Raw genomic sequence first — 18,611 nt, 5'->3', positions numbered from 1 at the left:
TTATCCTTGTAGAGGTGAACTCCACCATGAGTGAAACCCTTGTTGATACCGTCGAGATCGCCCGGCTCTCAACCGGCGATGGCGATTTCGAGACGCGCCTTGATGCGCTGCTTGCCTGGGAGGGCGTGTCCGATGCCGAGATTCAAAGTCGTGTCGATGACATTCTCGCCGGTGTCCGGACGCGTGGCGATGCGGCGCTGATCGAATATTCCAATCGCTTCGACCGGCTCACCGTGTCGAGCATGGCGGAGCTGACGCTCGGCCCGGAGCGACTCGAACAGGCTTTCATCGGTCTTCCCGAAGAGCAGCGCGCAGCCTTGTCGAAGGCGGCGGAGCGTATTCGGGCCTATCACGAACGTCAGAAGCCGGAGTCCTGGTCCTTCACCGAAGCCGACGGTACCGTACTCGGTCAGCAGGTCACGGCGCTGGATCGTGCCGGTATCTATGTCCCCGGGGGGAAGGCGGCCTACCCCTCGTCGGTACTGATGAACGCCATACCTGCCCATGTGGCTGGGGTCCGCGAGATCGTCATGGTAGTGCCCACGCCAGACGGCGTGCTCAACGAGCTGGTGCTGGCGGCGGCGCACCTGGCCGGTGTGGATCATGTATTCACCATCGGTGGAGCGCAGGCCGTAGCTGCGCTGGCCTACGGCACCGAAACAGTGCCAAGGGTCGACAAGATCGTGGGCCCGGGTAACATCTACGTCGCCACGGCCAAGCGAGCGGTGTTCGGCCAGGTGGGGATCGACATGATCGCTGGGCCTTCCGAGATCCTGGTGGTCTCCGACGGGGGAACCGACCCCGACTGGCTGGCCATGGACATCTTCTCCCAGGCCGAGCATGACGAGGACGCTCAGTCTCTGCTGGTCAGTTGGGACGCCAGCCACCTGGATGCCGTAGAGGCATCCATCGAGCGGCTGCTGCCGACGCTTGAGCGAGAGGAAATCGTGCGGCAATCGCTGTCGCGCCGCGGCGCTCTGATTCACTGTCGTGACAGGGAGCAGGCGATCCGCTTGATCAACCGGATCGCGCCAGAACACCTGGAACTTTCCATGGCCGATCCGGAGTCGCTGCTGCCGGAGGTGCGCCATGCGGGCGCCATCTTCATGGGGCGCTACACCGCCGAGGCGCTGGGCGACTACTGTGCCGGCCCCAATCACGTGCTGCCGACCTCGGGAACAGCGCGTTTCTCCTCGCCGCTGGGGGTCTACGATTTCCAGAAGCGCTCTTCCATCATCAACTGCTCCCGGGAGGGGGCGTCGGAACTGGGGAGGGTGGCATCAATCCTCGCTCGGGGCGAGTCGTTGACCGCCCATGCCCGTTCGGCCGAGTATCGGATACAGACGTAGCGCCTGCCGGTTGCTGCCGGGGCGATAATACGAACGACCCTGTCCACGAACTGCACCCCGAAGGTTGGACACACAGTCCAACTTTCGGGGTGTTTTAATGAGGGATCGGTACGCCGAGGGGTTCACTTTCGAAGCGGCGTCGTGTCAGTAGTCAGTGCTTGGCAGCACTCTTAGCGTTCCGGCTGCCTAAATTGAGGGGGAGGGCGTTCGCCGACTTCCAGTTCGGTGCTCAGTTTCTCGCCACCGCGCACTACCGTCAGCGGCAGTGTGGCACCGGGCTGTATCGCGGCGATGTCACTCATAGCCACGCGGGCATCGAGGATCGGACGTCCGTCGACTTCCAGCAGTACATCGCCGGGCCGTAGTCCTGCCCTGGCGGCGGGGCCTTCCGGGACCACGCCGGATATCACCACTCCGCGGGGGGGCTGCAGGCCGAAGGAGGCGGCCAGCTCCGGAGTGATCTCCTGCGCCTCGATGCCCAGCCAGCCGCGGATCACGCGCCCCTGTGTCACCAGGTCGTCGAGGATGCTGTGGGCCAGTCGGGTCGGTATGGCGAATCCCACCCCCTGGGAGCCGCCGGAACGTGAAAATATGGCGGTGTTGATGCCTACCAAGGCGCCTTCGGCATTGATCAGAGCTCCGCCCGAGTTGCCGGGATTGATGGCTGCATCGGTCTGGATGAAGTCTTCATAGGCGCTCAGACCCAGGTGAGTGCGCCCCGTGGCGCTGATGATACCCATGGTCACGGTCTGGCCCACGCCGAAGGGGTTGCCGATGGCCATGGCAATATCGCCGACCGCGACGTCCTGGCTGTCATACAGGATGATCACCGGGAGGTCGTCCAGGTCGATACGCAGCACGGCCAGGTCACTTTCCGGGTCGGTGCCGATAACCTGTGCTAGGGTTTCGCGCCCGTCGCGCAGGGCCACCTGAATCTCGTCGGCACCGTCGATCACATGATGGTTGGTCAACACATAGCCGTCTTCGCTGACGATGACGCCCGAGCCCAGGCTGGAGAGAAACCGCTGCTGGCTGGGCAGGTCGTCGCCGAAGAATTGGCGGAAGAAGGGATCTGACATCATTGGATGATCTTCGCGCGCGACGACTCGTGACGAATAGATATTGACCACTGCCGGGGCGGCTTTCTCTACCGCCTCCGAGTAGCTGACAGGCCCCTGAATGCGGCTCAGGGGCTGGGCTTGGCGCACCTCGGGAGTGGCGCGCGATGTCGGCTGCTCTAGCCCGCCGGGGGCCTCCGCCGTGGGCGTGGGGGCATGAGGCTCGGAACGCGAAGGTCCCAGCAACTGCGGGAAAGTGTTGAGCAGTACGATGGCCAGTAGCACGCCAATGAGGATGGGCAGGACATAGGCTAGGAGCGGACGACGCATGCGTGGCTTTCCTGATCGGCGAGGCGCGGTCGATGCCGCCCCGCGCAGTCGTTACAATTGCGTTATCGTAACATTCCAAGCGAACCGCTGTCCGGAGGGCCGAATGATTTCCCGCGATGACCTGGTGAGGACCTGTGATGCCCTGCTTGATGCGCCACGCTTCAAGGATTACACAATCAATGGATTGCAGGTGGCAGGGCGTGATCGCGTCGTTCGAGTGATGACCGGCGTTACCGCTTGTCAGGCGCTGCTTGACGAAGCAGTGGCCTGGGGGGCCGACCTGGTGCTGGTGCATCACGGTTATTTCTGGAAGAACGAACCAGTCCCCATCACGGGCATGAAGCAGCGTCGCATACGGACACTGCTGCTCAACGACATTAACCTGCTCGCCTACCACTTGCCGCTGGATGCTCATGCGGAGCTGGGTAATAACGCCGAGCTGGCCCGCCGGCTGGGTTTTGAAGTGGAGGGCTGCGTCGATGGCGAGATCGGGGAGGGGCTAATCTGGATGGGTCGCCTTCCGAAAGCCCTAGGGGTGGCCGAATTGGCGAATCATGTGGCCGACTGCCTGGGACGTGAGCCACTGCTGATCGAAGCGCCTGGTGTGGGTGCGGTGAGTCGTGTGGCCTGGTGTACGGGCGGGGCGCAGGACATGATTACCCAGGCCTGGGAGGCCGGCGCTGACGCCTTTGTTTCTGGTGAAATTTCCGAGCGGACGACCCACCTGGCGCGAGAGCTCGGTATCCACTACCTGGCCGCTGGACATCACGCCACCGAACGCTACGGTGTCCAGGCGCTGGGCGAGTGGCTGGTCCGGGAGTTCGGCATCGAGCATCGCTTCGTCGACATCGACAACCCGGCATGACGCCGGGCAGGGGGCATTCCAGCCCCTTCAGTAACGTGGCGGCGGTGGGGAATTCTGGTTGTCACTGTCTCCCTTGAGTCCGAAATCCTCGGAAAGGGTCCCCCTGGTGCCATCGGCGTAGTCGCGGGGCGCAGGTATGTCTTCTGTCTGAGGGTCGAGGACTTTCTGCTCGACGGCATCGAGACGGCGTGTGGTCGGTGTTTCGCAGTTCAGGGTGCTGGCGTCTTCGGTTATCCGGTGCTCGAGAGTGCGGATCTCGCGCTGTATGTTGGTGACCATCATGCCAACCTGGGAAAAATGCTCTCCCAGGCCTTCCTTGATTTCGCTCAGTTCGCGTTCGCGCTCTGCCAGCTGCTGCCGCTGCCGCTGAAAGCGGGCAGCTGAAGCGCCGAACAGGTGATAACCCAAGCCGCCGAGGCCCAGGCCGGCCAGCAGGCTGACAATGGCGACGAGCCAGTTGATGTTGCCGTATTCCACGTGGTTCTCCCCCTTGATGCAGATACACGCTGAGCGCGTGGTGTCGCCATGGCGCCGCACTCGGACGCCTGGCGGCCCATTATAGGGGTGTGGGCGGCTGGCCGGTCAACGCAGTGTCCGCAGGGTAGTGACGACAGCCAATATTCTGCGCAAAAATGTCAGGGTGCGTATAATGCCGAGCTTGCCAACTTTCGAGCCAAGTCAGCAAGGAATTGCCATGTGCGCGACTGCGACCCCCCTGGACTCTTGTTCGACTCCCGGTAATACGCCACTGACGCGTTACCGTGCCGACATCGAGCGAGAAGGTTTCCAGTACGATCCGGCCCAGGAGCAGGCCGTCATGCACCTGCAGCGTCTCTTCGATCAGCTGGTCGCGACGCCACGCGTCGAGCCAAGGGCCGTGACTACGGGGCGCGGTCTCAAGTCGAAGATGGCGGGCTTGTTCGGCAAGCGTGACAAGCCTGATGACGCGCCGTCGCTACCGGCCATTCGGGGGCTCTATCTCTGGGGGGGAGTGGGGCGAGGCAAGACCTACCTGGTCGATACCTTTCACGAGTCGCTGCCGTTTCCCGACAAAATGCGCACCCATTTTCATCGCTTCATGCAGCGTGTGCACAATGAACTCGAGCACTACAAGGGCGAGAAGAATCCACTGTCCCTGATTGCCGGCAAGTTTGCCGCCGAGGCCAGGGTGATCTGCTTCGATGAATTCTTCGTCAAGGACATCACTGATGCGATGATTCTGGCCAACCTCATCGAGGCGTTATTCGAGCGGGGCGTCGTGCTGGTGGCAACATCGAATATCGTCCCCGATGAGCTCTACAAGGATGGGCTGCAGCGGGCGCGTTTCCTGCCTGCCATCGACCTGCTCAAGCGACACTGCGACGTGGTCAATGTCGATTCCGGCATCGACTATCGGCTGCGGGCACTTGAGCGTGCCGAGATCTTCCATGCCCCCCTCGACGAGGCGGCCGAAGCCGAGCTCGCTCGCAGCTTCCGCGAGATTGCCGGCCACGAGGGTGAGCGTAGCGTGGCGATAGAGGTCAATCATCGCGTACTGCAGGTGCGACGACTCCATGACGACGTGGTCTGGTTCGAGTTTCGCGAGTTGTGCGACGGGCCACGCAGCCAGAATGACTATATCGAGCTGGCACGGGAGTACCACACCGTGCTGGTTTCAAATGTGACCCGCATGGGGGCATCAACCGACGACCAGGCGCGTCGCTTCATCAACATGGTCGACGAGTTCTACGATCGTGGCGTCAAGTTGCTGCTCTCCGCCGAGGCGCCGGCGGAGGCCCTCTATGCCGATGGTCGACTCGAGTTCGAGTTTCAGCGAACCCTGTCTCGGCTCCAGGAGATGCAGTCCCACGAGTACCTGGCGCTGCCGCATAAACCGTGACAGCCCCTTATCATGGCCCGGCGAGTCATGTAGAATGCGTCCTCGCTCGAACGTTGTCGTCACTGTCGGTCGGTGGCGGCAACCAAGAAGAATAGGGATGATCCCCAGCCGGCAGCCCCGGCGGCAGGATCCAATACATCAATATTGTGGTGATTTCATCCATGAAGACGTTCACTGCTAAGCCGCAGTCCGTCCAGCGCGACTGGTACGTCGTCGATGCTGCGGACAAGACGCTCGGCCGTCTGGCCACCGAAATTGCTCGTCGCCTGCGCGGCAAGCACAAGCCTGAATTCACTCCTCATGTTGATACCGGCGACTACATCGTCGTGATCAACGCCGAGAAGGTGCATGTCACGGGCAACAAGGCGAAGGCCAAGACCTACTATCGCCACACTGGCTACCCGGGTGGCCTGCGCTCAATGAGCTTCGAGAAGATGATCGCTCATGCTCCCGAGCGTGTCATCGAATCCGCTGTCAAGGGTATGCTGCCGAAGGGTCCCCTGGGACGTGCGATGTATTCCAAGCTCAAGGTCTACGCCGGCGCCGAGCATCCGCACGCCGCCCAGCAGCCGCAAGAACTGAACATCTGAGGGGGTCATTGCCATGACACAGCACTATTACGGTACCGGGCGCCGCAAGACATCCACCGCCCGTGTCTTTCTCAAGCCGGGAACCGGCAAGATCAACGTCAACAGCCAAGAACTGGACAAGTACTTCGGCCGTGTCACCGGTCGGATGGTAGTCCGTCAACCGCTGGAATTGACCGACACTGTGGGTCAGTTCGACGTCTTTGTCACCGTCAAGGGCGGTGGCGGGTCCTCTCAGGCCGGTGCCATTCGCCACGGCATCACTCGCGCCCTGATGGAGTACAACGAGGACTTCCGTCCGGCTCTGCGCGCAGCCGGCTACGTAACTCGTGACGCTCGTCAGGTTGAGCGGAAGAAGGTCGGTTTGCGCAAGGCGCGTCGTCGCCCGCAGTTCTCCAAGCGCTGATCGCAGTCCTTCCCGACAGAAAAACCCAGGCAATTGCCTGGGTTTTTTATTGTGATTAAACAGTCCTTTGCATAAGAAATTACACCTTGGTCAGGCGTGTTCTGTCTTGTGCAAAGCGGCAGGATTCCTTAAGATACGTCGGATTTTATATCCGTGGTCGCGGGACACCACCCCCCGTGCTGGATCAACGGGTAAGCTGATGGGAGAAACCATAACATGGTAGATAACGGCGTGAACAAAGGGAGGCGCCGTCTCCTCCTGGGTGCCACCACCGTAGTGGGTGCGGTGGGTGCAGTGGGAGTGGCGGTTCCCTTTGTGGCTTCCTGGCAGCCTAGTGCCAGGGCACGAGCGGCGGGGGCGCCGGTAACCGCAGATGTCTCGAAGCTGGAAACGGGGCAGCGCATGACCGTCGAGTGGCGAGGGCGACCGGTCTGGATCGTCAGGCGTACCGACGACATGATCGAGCGTACCGAGAACTTCGATCCCGCTCGTCTGGCCGACCCTGATTCCAATGAGCCGCAGCAGCCACAGTATGTGACCGGTCCGCTGCGTTCGATCCGGCCCGATATCTCGGTACTGATCGGGATCTGCACCCATCTCGGCTGCTCTCCGCTCTATCGGCCCGAGCCTGATGACGTCGATATGGCCGCCTGGCCCGGGGGCTATTTCTGTCCCTGTCACGGTTCCTATTTCGATCTGGCGGGACGCGTATTCCGTAACGTGCCGGCACCGACCAATCTGGAAGTGCCGCCGTATCGCTTTGAGGGCGATGATGTGATCATCGTTGGCGAAGACGAGGAGACTGCCTGATGGGTAATCCGAACAAGGTCAAGGCGGAAAGCGGCTTCATGCGCTGGGTGGATGATCGCTTTCCCGCCACGCAGATGTGGCAGGACCACCTGTCCAAGTACTATGCGCCGAGGAACTTCAATTTCTGGTACTTTTTCGGCTCGCTGGCCATGTTGCTGCTGGTCAACCAGATACTGACCGGCATCTGGCTGACCATGAGCTATAACCCCTCGGCCGAAGGCGCCTTTGCCTCGGTCGAGTACATCATGCGAGATGTCGAGTGGGGCTGGCTTATTCGCTACCTGCATTCCACTGGTGCTACTGCCTTCTTCGTGGTCATCTACCTGCACATGTTCCGCGGTCTGCTCTATGGCTCCTATAAGGCGCCTCGGGAACTGGTCTGGATCTTCGGCATGGCCATCTACCTGCTGCTCATGGCCGAAGCCTTCATGGGCTACCTGCTGCCTTGGGGGCAGATGTCCTACTGGGGTGCCCAGGTAATCATCTCGCTATTCTCGGCGATACCGGTGATCGGTCCGGATCTGACCCAGTGGATTCGAGGTGACTTCCTGATTTCCGGCATCACTCTTAACCGTTTCTTCGCCCTGCACGTGGTGGCGCTGCCTATCGTTATCCTGGCGCTGGTGGTGCTGCATATCATTGCCCTGCATGAGGTCGGCTCCAACAATCCCGACGGTATCGACATCAAGGCCAAGAAGGATGAAACCGGCAAGCCGCTGGACGGCATCCCGTTCCATCCCTACTACACCGTTAAGGACATCTTCGGTGTGGCGGTATTCCTGTTCGTCTTCGCGGCCGTGGTCTTCTACTTCCCCGAAGGTGGTGGCTACTTCCTTGAAGCACCCAATTTCCAGCCGGCCAACCCCATGGTGACGCCGGATCATATCGCGCCGGTGTGGTACTTCACGCCGTTCTACGCGATCTTGCGGGCGATTACCTTCGACCTCTTCGGCCTGGATGCCAAGTTCCTTGGCGTGGTGTTCATGGGTGGGGCCATTGCGGTTCTCTTCGTGCTGCCCTGGCTGGACCGCAGCCCGGTTCGCTCCATGCGCTACAAGGGATGGATGTCCAAGTCGATGCTGGCGATCTTTGCCATAAGCTTCGTGATCCTGGGTATTCTCGGGGCACTGCCGGCGACACCGCTACGCACTGCGGTGGCCCAGCTGTGCACGGCCCTGTACTTCGCCTTCTTCCTGCTGATGCCGTTCTACACGCGGCTGGAGAAGACTAAACCCGTTCCGGAGAGGGTGACTGGCTAATGAAAAAGCAACTGTTCGCACTGCTCTTCGCGCTAGTGCCCTTCGCGGCCGTGGCCGCACCGGCAGCTGACGTGCCCTATTCGATGACGCCGAACCTCAATGACAAGGCGTCGTTGCAGCGGGGGATGCAGCTCTATGTCAACTACTGCATGGGCTGCCATAGCCTGGAGCACCAGCGTTTCTCCCGGGCCGCCGAGGATTTCGGCATGCCCCAGGACCTGGTGGAGGAGCACCTGATCTTTTCGTCCGACCTGGCCTACAATGACCAGATGCATATTGCCATGACCCGCGATGATGCGGCCAACTGGTTCGGTGCCGCGGCACCGGACTTGACCCTTCACACGCGGGTGCGCAGTGCCGACTGGGTCTACTCCTACCTGCTGACCTTCTACAAGGACCCGAGTCGCCCCAACGGGGTGAACAATGAGGTCTTCGACATGGTGGCGATGCCCAATGTGCTCGAGCCGCTGCAGGGGGTCCAGGAAAAAGTCTGTACCGAGACCGATCGCCCCGTTGAGGGCGCCGAACTCGATCCGTTGACCGGCAAGTACCAGTCCTGCGATGTGCTTCAGGTCACCCGGCCGGGTTCCATGGAGCCGGACGAGTTCGAGGAAGCGGTCTATGACCTGACCAACTTCCTGGCCTATGTGGGTGAACCTTCCAAGCTGCAGGCTCAGGTTCTCGGGCCGAAGGTGCTGCTGTTCATCTTCATCTTTGGTGTGCTGGCTTATCTGCTCAAGCGGGAGTACTGGCGCGATATTCACTGATTCCTAGGAGTCTGTCGGTCTTGACCGGATCTCGCAGCGGATCAGCGTTGAGTCCGGCAGGCTCCCAGCGGGTCGGTTGTGTGAAGGAGGGGCGTATGGCGGTTGTGCCATGCGCCCCTTGCGTCTTGTCTTCTGCCAGTTGCAACGCATACGCACGACCATGCGTGTGCGTGTTATCATCCCGGTTCGAATTGATGCGAGGATTGTTTCATGGGTGTAGTGGCCAAGCGGTCGTCGATGATCTTCTATTCCGGAAGCGATGATCACTTCAGTCATCGCGTGCGCATCGTACTCGCCGAGAAGGGCGTGGCGGTGGATATTGTCGAAGTCAGTGGCGAAAAGCGCCCTGAAGAACTCGCCGATCTCAACCCCTACAACAGTGTGCCCACGCTTCTTGACCGTGACCTGGTGCTGTACGAGTCCAAGGTGATGATGGAGTACCTGGATGAGCGTTTCCCACATCCACCGCTGCTCCCGGTCTACCCGGTGGCTCGGGCACAGAGCCGACTCTGGATGCATCGTATCGAGCGTGAGTGGTGCCCCTTGGTTGAGCAGATCGGGCAAGGGCCCAAGAAGGACGTCGAGAAGGCACGCAAGGAGCTGCGCGAAAGCCTGGTGGGCATCTCACCAATCTTCGAGGACGTGCCGTTCTTCATGAGCGAGGAGTTTTCGCTGGTCGATTGCTGTATCGCTCCGATCCTGTGGCGTCTGCCGGTGCTTGGCATCGAGTTGCCGGAGAAACAGGTACAGCCGTTGGTTACCTATATGGAGCGGCTGTTCGAGCGTGATGCTTTTGTTGCTTCTCTAAGTGAGACCGAGCGCGAAATGCGCAACGGATTCTAACGTCGGGCTGTGCCCGGCGTCTTCAAACGGAGGAGGGCAGCAAAGATGCTATCGAGCCGTCCCTATCTCGCCCGAGGTCTCTACGAGTGGCTTCTCGACAACGCGCATACTCCCTACGTTGTCGTGGATGCCGAGCAGGCCGGTGTGGTGGTGCCGCGTCAGTTTGTCCAGAACGGCCAGATCGTTCTCAATGTGGGGCCAACCGCAGTGCGCGATCTGCACATCGAGAATGATGCCATCACCTTCAATGCCCGATTCGGTGGTCGGCCTATGCAGGTAGTTGTGCCAATGCCTGCGCTGATCGCCATCTATGCCCGTGAGAACGGCGTAGGCATGGTGTTTGGCCATGAGCCGGTGATTCCTCAGGTGGAAAGCGGCGATGACATGGAAGAGTCCGCCGAACGTCCTGAGCTGACTACCGTTGAACGCGAGGATCATGAACCGGAAGCTTCGGGCGAGGCGCGCCAGGATGAGGGCAGCAGCAAGCCCAAGGCTAAAACCAAGTCCAATGGGCGCCCGTCGCTCAGGGTCATCAAGTAGCAGAGCCTCACGCCAGCAGCATGGGGCCGACTTATTTCGGCTGAACTGGCACTGCCACAGTCTGGCGAGCCATACCGATACGAAGAACGGCAGGCTTAGGCCTGCCGTTTTTGCGTCGGTTGTTTTCATTCGATGCTGGCGTCAATCGATATAATCGAAAACTTTGACGATACGCTGAACCCCGCCGATGCGCGAAATGGCATTGACGATGCGATCCGCTTCGGCACGGGTGACGATGCCCATGACATAGACACTGGCGTTCTCGGTGATGAAACGCAGCCGGCTGGTGTCGATGGTATCGTCGGCGGCAAGGCTGGTGCGAATGCGGGTATTGATCCATGTGTCCGACATGCGCTGGCTTGCGGGAAGATTGGCGGCAATGGAAAGCTCGTTGTGGACATCGCGCACGTTGCGCACGTCACGGGCGATTTCGGTGGCCTTCTGCTGGAGCTCTTGGCTTGGCACCTGGCCGGTGAGCAGTACAATGGCATTGTAGCTGTCGACATTGATGCGGGCGTCCCCCAGGCGGGCATCGCTCCGGCGCAGGTTATGGGCGATCTTCGTCTCGATGCTCTCGTCCTCGACCTGGGCGCCGAGAGTGCGCTTGCCATAGTTCTCGTCGATGGTGCCGGGGTTTGCGACACCGGTCACCGTGGTACAGCCGGCCAGTGTCAGCACGAAGGTGGACAGGAAGAGGGGAATCAATCTTGTAAGGGCCATGGTGTTTACTCGCTGCTACCGAAGAGTTGTTCGTCAATGAGATCGCACAGACAGTGGATCACCAGCAGGTGAACCTCCTGGATGCGCGCCGTCGAGGTGGCTGGGACGCGTACCTCGCAGTCGTCCTGGCCGAGTAGTGATGCCATGTCGCCACCGTCGCGACCGGTCAGAGCGACGACCGTCATATCGCGGTCGTGGGCCGCCTGTATCGCCTGGATGACGTTGCCGGAATTGCCGCTGGTGGAAATGGCAAGCAGTATGTCGCCGGGCTGCCCCAGAGCGCGAATCTGCTTGGAGAACACCTCGTTGTAGCTATAGTCGTTGGCGATGGATGTCAGCGTCGAGGTGTCGGTGGTCAGGGCCAGTGCCGGCAGGCTGGGACGTTCCCGCTCAAAGCGATTGAGCAGTTCGGAGGAGAAGTGCTGGCTGTCGCCGGCGCTGCCGCCGTTGCCGCAGGCCAAGATCTTGCCCTCATTGACCAGGCACTGGACCATCATCTGGCTGGCTACCTCGATGAAAGGCGGCAATACCTCGCTGGCATAGGTCTTGGTGTCGATGCTGGCATTGAAGTGGCCGAGTATGCGTTGCTGAAAATCCATTCTGTGAGGTCCTGGTCCTGGGTTCTGTGGCAGGCCGGTCAGAACGCTTCGAAGGCGCCTTGCACCCATTCGAAGTCGAGAGCGGGTGGGGTGCCGGTCACGGCCAGCGCGTCAAAGCGGCACGGACATGATAGCCGGTTGCGTGCAAGATAAAAACGCGCCGCACGTATCAGGCGACGCTGCTTGGTAGCGGTGATGGTTTCCAATGGGTGACCATGTCGGATATCGGCACGGTGCCGGACCTCGACGAAGACGAGGGTCTCGCCATCGCGCATGACTAGATCCAGTTCCCCACCTTTCACCTGGTGGTTACTGGCGATCAGCGCCAGGCCTCGTGCAGTGAGCCAATCGGCAGCGAGGCGCTCGATACGAGCGCCCCTTGCCCGTGCATCAGTTCCGCTGGCCATTGGCGAACGGCTCGTGATCAAGAAGCCCGTTTTCCATCGGCTCGGTGTCGAATAGGTCGATGGTCAGAATAGGCCGGGGCACACCGTTCTGGAAGCGTGCCCAGGGTAGCTGGCGCTGAATGCGCCCGTCGGCGGCGCGGGTCAGCCGACCCGTGGCGCCGTTCAGCTCACTCTCCGGCATTAGCTGGAACTGGGGCAGGCGGCGTGCAAGCTCATAGGCGTCCACGCCCATGGCCATTAGGCGGAAGACGGAGGGGTCCGCGTCTGTGTGCAATTGCTGATAACTGCTGAGGTAGGGCAGGGCCTCAACCCCACCGACGGCGGCATCGGGTATCTGCCAAGGGATGTCGATGAAGTTTACGTCATCCAGGTCATGATCGAGCAGCGGTTGCGGGCGACCCTCGAAAAGGTGCGAGGTAGCATAGATCGGTAGGGTGGACGCATCATAATAGTCCAAGGTCGGGGGGACTTGGCGAGCGTAGCTGGGCAGTGCCAGCAGGAATAGCATGTCCGGGCGACCGCCGGAGAGAACGCGGCGTGTACTTTCTGTGGCGGAGCCGTGGGGATCGTAGGCCACCGCATTGGTGATGATGCCATCCCGGCGGCGCCACTGCTCCTCGAAAGCGCGGCCGACCCGCCGCCCCCACTCGTTATCCGGTACCAGTATGGCGCTACTGCGATGGCCATCATCACGTCCCCGTCTCGCCACCTGGCGGGCTTCGTCCTCGGCCGACAGGCCGTACTGGAAGAACCCCTCGGCGCGATTGGACTCACCGTGGCCGTAATTGAGGCCCAGGGTAGGCAGCGGCAGTCGGTCGCGGTTTTCGAGCTCCGTCACCAGGTCCTTGTCCAAGGGGCCGATGACGACCTGAGCGCCGCGGTTACGTGCCTCCTCATAGAGGGCGTCGATACTGCCCCGGCTGGTGTCCAGGAACGACAGGCGAACACCGCCATTGCGTTCGGCGGCACGCTGGTGATGGGTGCGTATGCCGTCCCGAATTGCGTCAGCCACGCCGGCCAAGGGGCCCGATTCAGGAAGGAAAACGGCGATATGTCGGACTTCCTGACCGCGCAGGTCGCGCAAGGCGATGAGGTCTGCGGGTACGCTTCGTGCGGCTGGATGGTGGGCGTTGCGTTGGCGCCATTCATCGAGGCGCATGAAGAGCTGCTCGATGTCGCCAGCACTTTCTCGCGCCAGATTGGCGAGTACCAGCCAGCCCAGACCCAGAGCATCGGTTTCGTCGCGCATGGACGCAAGCTCAGGTCCCTCAAGGCGAGAGAGCGAGGCCCAGATAGGGTCGTTTAGTGCTTCGCTGTCAGTCTCGCTCTGTACACTGATCAGGATCAGCGCAGCCGCGCGATCCTCATCGACCTGTGCCAGGGCCCGGCCATGCCGCTCACGCAGTATCAGGCCAGCATCACGAGGCACCTGGATTTCGTCGAGCAGCTGCGCGGCCTGGATGACCGCCCAGGGATCGTCCTCGGACTCGCCGAGTTCGGAGAGCAGCACGGCCCACTGCAGGCGATATTCGGCGGGTAGTCGCTGATCGTCGATATCGGTTGCCACCTCGAGCGCCTGGGTGCGCTGTCCCTGTTGTGCTAGGATGTCGGCCGCTTGGAGGCGGCTCATCGCTGCCTGTTCGGGCTCCTGCTGCCGCGCCAGCTCGATGAGATAGCCAGGGTCGTCGTCGGGAACACGATCGACGATGCCGGGAGGTGCACAGCCGGCCAGCAGTATGGCCAGAAGCGCTGTGGCCAGCAGGCCGCGGGGCATTTTCAGCATGATTCTTCCTTGTCCGGGGAGCTTGCCAGGGAACCGACATGACTGATGTGAATCAGGGGACATTGTACGTTGTCGCCACGCCAATTGGGAATCTGGAAGACCTCTCGCCGCGTGCAGCCAGGGTGTTGAGCGAAGTGGCGGTAATAGCCGCCGAGGATACTCGCCATACAGTACGGTTGCTGCGCCACCTGGGGCTTGCGTTGCCGATGCTCTCTCTCCATGAGCATAATGAGGCGGCGCGCGTCGCTCAACTCGACGAACGACTGGTAGGCGGCGATGATATCGCCCTTGTCAGTGATGCCGGTACGCCGTTGATCAGTGATCCCGGCTTCGTGCTGGTGCGAGAACTGCGTGCCCGGGGGCGTCGTATCGTACCGGTGCCGGGCGCCTGTGCATTGGTGGCGGCCCTCTCGGGGGCTGGATTGCCCACGGACCGTTTCCTCTTCCAGGGTTTCCTGCCAGCGAAGGGCGGTGCCCGCCGACTACGCCTGGAGGGGCTTGCGGCCCGCGAGGAGACGCTGGTCTTCTACGAGTCGCCGCACCGTATCCGCGATACCCTGGCGGATATCGCCTGTGTGCTGGGTGATCGCCGGCTGGTGTTGGCTCGTGAGCTGACCAAGGCATTCGAGACTTTCCTTGATGGTAGTGCAGAATGCCTCCTGGCGCGCATGCACGACGACCCGGACCAGGCTCGGGGGGAGTTCGTCATCATGATAGCCGGAGCCGAGTCGCGCGATGCCCCCGAAGCCGGCGAGGCCGAGGCCGATGCCTTGCTGGGTGCGCTGCTGGCCGAGGATGTCGGTGTCAAGCAGGCGGCAGGAGTAGCGGCAAGGCTGCTGGGCGGTCCCAAGAAGGTCTGGTACGGCCGGGCTCAGGCCCTCAAGGATGCGCGCTGACGCATCGGGCTCTGCGTCCGATGACGAGGAAAGACATTGAGAGGGCTCCGGTGCGCTGTTATTCTTGCGCTCGGAGTCGGCCAGACAGTCGCCGCCGTGCCGGCCCTCGCGGTCGGCCGGGGGAGGAAAGTCCGGGCTCCATAGGGCAGGGTGCCAGGTAACGCCTGGGCGGCGTGAGCCGACGGAAAGTGCAGCAGAGAGTAGACCGCCTACGTCTCCTTCGGGAGGCCGGTAAGGGTGAAAGGGTGCGGTAAGAGCGCACCGCGCGCCTGGTAACAGTGCGTGGCATGGTAAACCCCACCCGGAGCAAGACCAAATAGGAACCCAATGACGTGGCCCGCGTCGGGTTCGGGTAGGTTGCTCGAGGGCCGTGGTGACGCGGCCCCTAGATGAATGGCTGTCCTCGACAGAACCCGGCTTATCGGCCGACTCCCCCTGATTTCAAACTTCCGTTACCGGTCCTAGACCGACAATCCAGAGAAGCGCATGTCGTCAACCGCACCTGAACCGGCCCACCGCGGCTTTCGTCATGCCAGCGTATTGCTGGACGGTGCCGTAGAGGCGCTCGTTCACAACTCCTTTGGCGCCTATCTGGACGGCACCTTTGGCCGAGGCGGACACTCCCGGGCCATCCTCGCCCGGCTAGCCCCCGAGGGACGGCTGCTGGCCATCGATCGTGATCCCCAAGCCATTGCCGAAGCGGCGGATATCGATGATGCCCGTTTCACCATCGAGCAGGGAGAATTTGCGCGCCTTGGTGAACTGGCTGAACGCCATGGCCTGTATGGCAGGCTGGATGGTGTACTGCTCGACGTCGGTGTCTCTTCGCCACAGCTGGATGACCCCGAGCGCGGCTTCAGTTTCCTGCGTGACGGTCCGCTGGACATGCGCATGGACCCGACCCGGGGGGAGAGCGTGGCTGCCTGGCTGGCACGTGCCGGTGAGTCCGAGATCGCCCATGTCTTCAAGATCTACGGCGAGGAACGCTTTGCCAAGCGGCTGGCCAGGGCGGTCGTGACGCGTCGTGCGGAGCGCCCCTTCAGCCGGACAGCGGATCTGGCCGAGGTGCTGAAGGTCGCTCATCCGGCCTGGGAAAAGGGCAAGCATCCCGCGACTCGCGCTTTTCAAGCGTTACGTATCCATATCAACGGTGAGTTGGAGCAACTCGATGCGGCTCTCGAGGAGGCGCTTGAGGCCCTGGCCCCCGGTGGCCATCTGGTAGTGATCAGTTTTCACTCGCTCGAGGATCGGCGTGTAAAGCGATTCATCCGTGAGCACGTGCGTGGGGACACTGACTTGCCACGTGGCGTTCCGATTCGTGACGATCAGCTGGCCCGGCGCCTGGAGCCGCTGGGCAAGGCCCAGCGCCCGACACGAGAAGAGGTCAATTCCAATCCCCGTGCCCGCAGTGCTGTCATGCGAGCAGCGCGCAAGCTGGTCTGAGGAAGGGCATGAAGCAAGGACTGCAACCATCACGCGCCAACCTGTCCCGCTGGGCGCCTGCCAGTATGCCCAGCAGCGGCCTGCTGGTGGTGGTGGGCCTGGTGGTGGCCTGCCTTGTCACTGCCACAGTGGTGGTCAACGTCAGCCATCTTACTCGCGAGCAATATGCTCGCCTGCAGCAGCTCGAGCGTGAACGCGATCAGTTGCAGACCGAGTGGGGGCAGTTGCTGTTGGAAGAGAGCGCCTGGTCGTCACCAGCGCGAATCGAGCGCCTGGCCATCGAGAGGCTGGAAATGCGCCTGCCCCATGTCAACGAAGTCGAGGTCATCCGACCATGAGCGGGGAAGCCCGCAGCGGTGTGTCGCCGCGCCGTCGCCCGCCTTCGGCTCCCATGGGCGGCGCACGCTATTATCTGATCCTCTTTCTGGTCCTGGTCGGCATGCTGCTGTTGGCAGGGCGCATCGTCACGCTGCATGTCATTGATCGTTCGTTTCTGCAAGGGCAGGGGGATGCCAGGACGCTGCGCACAGAGTCTCTCACCGCCCACCGGGGCATGATCAGTGATCGTAACGGTGAGCCGCTGGCCATCTCCACACCGGTCGTGACGCTGTGGGCCAACCCCCAGGAAGTGCCTGAGGATCGTATCCAGCGGCTGATGCTGGCCCAGTCCCTGAACATGTCACCGGACGATCTCGAAGCGCGTCTGGAGCGCTTCAGCGAGCGCGAATTCATGTACCTGCGTCGGCAGTTGACTCCGGAGGCAGCCCAGCGCGTTCTTGGCCTGCGCATGGCCGGAGTCTATGCCCAGCATGAGTACAAGCGCTACTACCCGGCTGGCGAAGTGACCGCTCAGTTGCTGGGCGTGACCAATGTGGATGACATGGGCCAGGAGGGGGTGGAGCTCGCCTATCAGCCCTACCTGGCTGGAACACCGGGGCAGCGCCGCGTGATCAAGGACCGCCGCGGTCGCCTGGTGCGTGACCTGGCCATTCTTCGCGAAGCGCAGCCCGGTGGCGAGCTGGTGCTCTCCATTGATCAGCGGCTGCAGTACATGGCCTATCGTGAGCTCATGGCCGCGGTGGACGAGCACGAGGCCGATGGCGGCGTCGTGGTGATGATGGATGCCCGTACCGGTGAGGTGCTGGCCATGGCCAACCAGCCCTCCTACAACCCCAATAATCGAGCGGGCCTCGACCCTCGAGGATTGCGCAATCAGGCTATCGTCGATGTCTTTGAGCCTGGCTCCGTGGTGAAGCCGCTGGCCATGGCCGCAATCATGGAGAGTGGTCAGTTTGACCTGGATGTCGTGGTCGATACCTCGCCCGGCTGGATGATGCTGGACCGCTTCACCATTCGCGACATTCGCAACTATGGCAGGCTGGATTTGGCCGGGATTCTCGAGAAATCCTCCAACATCGGCATGTCGAGACTGGTCCTCGAGCTCGACGAACCCCTGGTGCCCGAGCTTTATCGTCGGCTGGGCTTTGGCCAGAGCACCGATACGGGCTTTCCCGGCGAGGCTGTCGGCCATATGCCGGCACCGGTACGCTGGTCGCGCAGCCAGTGGGCCGCTCTCTCCTACGGCTATGGTTTGTCTGTCTCTGCGCTGCAACTGGCCAGTGCCTATACGGCGCTCGCCAATGACGGGGTGCGTATGCCTCCCTCCCTGCTCAGGCTGCCGGAGGGGCCTGACGGTACCCCAACCATCGATCCGACGATAGCCTACAATCTGTTGCGCATCATGGAGGAGTCCGTCCAGCCGGGAACGGGTGGTCGCCGTGCAGGGGTGCCTGGCTATCGGGTAGCCGGAAAAACTGGCACAGTGCGCAAGTCCTCGGCTAGTGGCTATGAGCAGGATGCCTATCGTAGCCTGTTCGCCGGCATTGCCCCCGTCTCCGACCCCCGCATCGTTACTATCGTGATGATCGACCACCCCCGTGGTGGCGACTACTTTGGTGGTGCCGTCGCGGCTCCGGTATTCTCTCGTGTCACTGGTGGCGCACTGCGTCTGCTCGATGTGCCGCCCGACCAGCGCGTAAGATGACACTTTGCCACTTCCCGTTAGAGGTG

At 61.8% G+C, this 18,611-nt stretch carries 20 protein-coding genes and 1 other RNA gene; 15 read left to right on the top strand and 6 right to left on the bottom strand.

Translation table 11 applies throughout. From position 1 onward, the window contains the following. Nucleotides 1-26: 26 nt before the first annotated feature. Nucleotides 27-1,349: a histidinol dehydrogenase gene (hisD, locus tag DU490_RS02635; RefSeq protein WP_114572788.1), complete on the top strand. Its 1,323-nt coding sequence runs from the start codon at nt 27-29 to the stop codon at nt 1,347-1,349. Nucleotides 1,350-1,519: 170 nt separating this feature from the next. Here hisD and DU490_RS02630 read toward each other — a convergent pair whose 3' ends face one another. Continuing rightward, on the bottom strand, nt 1,520-2,737 hold the full coding sequence (locus DU490_RS02630) for a Do family serine endopeptidase (RefSeq protein ID WP_114572787.1): 1,218 nt from the start codon (nt 2,735-2,737) through the stop codon (nt 1,520-1,522). Nucleotides 2,738-2,840: 103 nt separating this feature from the next. Here DU490_RS02630 and DU490_RS02625 point away from each other — a divergent pair, with 103 nt between their 5' ends. Next, complete coding sequence (locus DU490_RS02625; protein ID WP_114572786.1) at nt 2,841-3,602, top strand: Nif3-like dinuclear metal center hexameric protein; 762 nt, start codon at nt 2,841-2,843, stop codon at nt 3,600-3,602. A gap of 27 nt (nt 3,603-3,629) precedes the next feature. Here the strand turns inward: DU490_RS02625 and DU490_RS02620 are convergent, their stop codons facing one another. Continuing rightward, on the bottom strand, nt 3,630-4,079 hold the full coding sequence (locus tag DU490_RS02620) for a ZapG family protein (RefSeq protein ID WP_181869933.1): 450 nt from the start codon (nt 4,077-4,079) through the stop codon (nt 3,630-3,632). A gap of 217 nt (nt 4,080-4,296) precedes the next feature. Between DU490_RS02620 and zapE the strand changes: the two genes are divergently transcribed. From zapE to DU490_RS02580, 8 genes are all read left to right on the top strand, one after another. Next, complete coding sequence (gene zapE, locus DU490_RS02615; protein ID WP_114572784.1) at nt 4,297-5,481, top strand: cell division protein ZapE; 1,185 nt, start codon at nt 4,297-4,299, stop codon at nt 5,479-5,481. Nucleotides 5,482-5,642: 161 nt separating this feature from the next. Further along, nucleotides 5,643-6,071 carry a 50S ribosomal protein L13 gene (gene rplM, locus DU490_RS02610; RefSeq protein ID WP_043516860.1) on the top strand — a complete coding sequence of 143 codons (429 nt, stop codon included), beginning with the start codon at nt 5,643-5,645 and terminating at the stop codon, nt 6,069-6,071. A 13-nt stretch (nt 6,072-6,084) separates the two neighbouring features. Beyond that, entirely contained in the window at nt 6,085-6,474 is a 390-nt protein-coding gene (rpsI, locus tag DU490_RS02605; protein ID WP_114572783.1) for a 30S ribosomal protein S9, read from the top strand. A 216-nt stretch (nt 6,475-6,690) separates the two neighbouring features. Continuing rightward, entirely contained in the window at nt 6,691-7,284 is a 594-nt protein-coding gene (gene petA, locus DU490_RS02600; RefSeq protein ID WP_114572782.1) for a ubiquinol-cytochrome c reductase iron-sulfur subunit, read from the top strand. Further along, a complete protein-coding gene (locus tag DU490_RS02595; protein ID WP_114572781.1) occupies nt 7,284-8,543 on the top strand; it encodes a cytochrome bc complex cytochrome b subunit in 1,260 nt (419 codons plus the stop codon). Before petA ends, DU490_RS02595 begins: the two co-directional genes overlap by 1 nt. Further along, nucleotides 8,543-9,310, top strand: a complete 768-nt coding sequence (locus DU490_RS02590; protein WP_114572780.1) for a cytochrome c1 — start codon at nt 8,543-8,545, stop codon at nt 9,308-9,310. Before DU490_RS02595 ends, DU490_RS02590 begins: the two co-directional genes overlap by 1 nt. Nucleotides 9,311-9,520: 210 nt before the next feature. Continuing rightward, on the top strand, nt 9,521-10,153 hold the full coding sequence (sspA, locus tag DU490_RS02585) for a stringent starvation protein SspA (protein WP_114572779.1): 633 nt from the start codon (nt 9,521-9,523) through the stop codon (nt 10,151-10,153). A 45-nt stretch (nt 10,154-10,198) separates the two neighbouring features. Further along, nucleotides 10,199-10,693 carry a ClpXP protease specificity-enhancing factor gene (locus tag DU490_RS02580; protein WP_114572778.1) on the top strand — a complete coding sequence of 165 codons (495 nt, stop codon included), beginning with the start codon at nt 10,199-10,201 and terminating at the stop codon, nt 10,691-10,693. Nucleotides 10,694-10,834: 141 nt separating this feature from the next. Here DU490_RS02580 and DU490_RS02575 read toward each other — a convergent pair whose 3' ends face one another. From DU490_RS02575 to DU490_RS02560, 4 genes are read right to left on the bottom strand one after another with little or no spacing between them, the layout of a single operon-like run. Then, nucleotides 10,835-11,413: a BON domain-containing protein gene (locus DU490_RS02575; RefSeq protein WP_114572777.1), complete on the bottom strand. Its 579-nt coding sequence runs from the start codon at nt 11,411-11,413 to the stop codon at nt 10,835-10,837. A gap of 5 nt (nt 11,414-11,418) precedes the next feature. Continuing rightward, nucleotides 11,419-12,012, bottom strand: a complete 594-nt coding sequence (locus DU490_RS02570) for a phosphoheptose isomerase (protein WP_114572776.1) — start codon at nt 12,010-12,012, stop codon at nt 11,419-11,421. Nucleotides 12,013-12,050: 38 nt separating this feature from the next. Continuing rightward, nucleotides 12,051-12,419 (bottom strand): YraN family protein, encoded by a 369-nt coding sequence (locus tag DU490_RS02565; RefSeq protein ID WP_114572775.1) that lies wholly within the window; start codon nt 12,417-12,419, stop codon nt 12,051-12,053. Next, on the bottom strand, nt 12,403-14,202 hold the full coding sequence (locus DU490_RS02560; RefSeq protein ID WP_114572774.1) for a penicillin-binding protein activator: 1,800 nt from the start codon (nt 14,200-14,202) through the stop codon (nt 12,403-12,405). Before DU490_RS02560 ends, DU490_RS02565 begins: the two co-directional genes overlap by 17 nt. A 38-nt stretch (nt 14,203-14,240) precedes the next feature. On the opposite strand from DU490_RS02560, the gene rsmI reads away from it, so the two are divergent. The 5 genes from rsmI (at nt 14,241) to DU490_RS02535 (ending at nt 18,585) form a co-directional block, all read left to right on the top strand. Beyond that, the gene (gene rsmI, locus DU490_RS02555) at nt 14,241-15,098 is read left to right on the top strand and encodes a 16S rRNA (cytidine(1402)-2'-O)-methyltransferase (RefSeq protein ID WP_114572773.1); all 858 of its coding nucleotides are present in this window, start codon (nt 14,241-14,243) and stop codon (nt 15,096-15,098) included. Between the two features lie 72 nt (nt 15,099-15,170). Further along, nucleotides 15,171-15,535: RNase P RNA component class A (gene rnpB / locus DU490_RS02550), an RNA gene on the top strand. 49 nt (nt 15,536-15,584) lie between these two features. Further along, the gene (gene rsmH / locus DU490_RS02545) at nt 15,585-16,541 is read left to right on the top strand and encodes a 16S rRNA (cytosine(1402)-N(4))-methyltransferase RsmH (protein ID WP_114572772.1); all 957 of its coding nucleotides are present in this window, start codon (nt 15,585-15,587) and stop codon (nt 16,539-16,541) included. 8 nt (nt 16,542-16,549) lie between these two features. After that, nucleotides 16,550-16,879, top strand: a complete 330-nt coding sequence (ftsL, locus tag DU490_RS02540) for a cell division protein FtsL (protein ID WP_114572771.1) — start codon at nt 16,550-16,552, stop codon at nt 16,877-16,879. Beyond that, entirely contained in the window at nt 16,876-18,585 is a 1,710-nt protein-coding gene (locus tag DU490_RS02535) for a penicillin-binding protein 2 (protein WP_114572770.1), read from the top strand. The genes ftsL and DU490_RS02535 overlap by 4 nt, the downstream gene beginning before the upstream one ends. Nucleotides 18,586-18,611: the final 26 nt, after the last annotated feature.

Source organism: Halomonas sp. DQ26W (assembly GCF_003339685.1).
Classification (GTDB): domain Bacteria; phylum Pseudomonadota; class Gammaproteobacteria; order Pseudomonadales; family Halomonadaceae; genus Halomonas.
The sequence above is the reverse complement of the archived record's forward strand: the minus strand, read 5'-3'. Positions and strand labels throughout refer to the sequence as shown.

Coding starts and splice junctions, on each gene's coding strand:
- rsmI (WP_114572773.1), top strand. CDS start 14,241: ATGACTGATGTGAATCAGGGGACATTGTACGTTGTCGCCACGCCAATT.
- zapE (WP_114572784.1), top strand. CDS start 4,297: ATGTGCGCGACTGCGACCCCCCTGGACTCTTGTTCGACTCCCGGTAAT.
- hisD (WP_114572788.1), top strand. CDS start 27: ATGAGTGAAACCCTTGTTGATACCGTCGAGATCGCCCGGCTCTCAACC.
- rpsI (WP_114572783.1), top strand. CDS start 6,085: ATGACACAGCACTATTACGGTACCGGGCGCCGCAAGACATCCACCGCC.
- petA (WP_114572782.1), top strand. CDS start 6,691: ATGGTAGATAACGGCGTGAACAAAGGGAGGCGCCGTCTCCTCCTGGGT.
- DU490_RS02595 (WP_114572781.1), top strand. CDS start 7,284: ATGGGTAATCCGAACAAGGTCAAGGCGGAAAGCGGCTTCATGCGCTGG.
- DU490_RS02570 (WP_114572776.1), bottom strand. CDS start 12,012: ATGGATTTTCAGCAACGCATACTCGGCCACTTCAATGCCAGCATCGAC.
- sspA (WP_114572779.1), top strand. CDS start 9,521: ATGGGTGTAGTGGCCAAGCGGTCGTCGATGATCTTCTATTCCGGAAGC.
- DU490_RS02590 (WP_114572780.1), top strand. CDS start 8,543: ATGAAAAAGCAACTGTTCGCACTGCTCTTCGCGCTAGTGCCCTTCGCG.
- DU490_RS02565 (WP_114572775.1), bottom strand. CDS start 12,419: ATGGCCAGCGGAACTGATGCACGGGCAAGGGGCGCTCGTATCGAGCGC.
- DU490_RS02560 (WP_114572774.1), bottom strand. CDS start 14,202: ATGCTGAAAATGCCCCGCGGCCTGCTGGCCACAGCGCTTCTGGCCATA.
- ftsL (WP_114572771.1), top strand. CDS start 16,550: ATGAAGCAAGGACTGCAACCATCACGCGCCAACCTGTCCCGCTGGGCG.
- DU490_RS02625 (WP_114572786.1), top strand. CDS start 2,841: ATGATTTCCCGCGATGACCTGGTGAGGACCTGTGATGCCCTGCTTGAT.
- DU490_RS02580 (WP_114572778.1), top strand. CDS start 10,199: ATGCTATCGAGCCGTCCCTATCTCGCCCGAGGTCTCTACGAGTGGCTT.
- rsmH (WP_114572772.1), top strand. CDS start 15,585: ATGTCGTCAACCGCACCTGAACCGGCCCACCGCGGCTTTCGTCATGCC.
- rplM (WP_043516860.1), top strand. CDS start 5,643: ATGAAGACGTTCACTGCTAAGCCGCAGTCCGTCCAGCGCGACTGGTAC.
- DU490_RS02575 (WP_114572777.1), bottom strand. CDS start 11,413: ATGGCCCTTACAAGATTGATTCCCCTCTTCCTGTCCACCTTCGTGCTG.
- DU490_RS02630 (WP_114572787.1), bottom strand. CDS start 2,737: ATGCGTCGTCCGCTCCTAGCCTATGTCCTGCCCATCCTCATTGGCGTG.
- DU490_RS02535 (WP_114572770.1), top strand. CDS start 16,876: ATGAGCGGGGAAGCCCGCAGCGGTGTGTCGCCGCGCCGTCGCCCGCCT.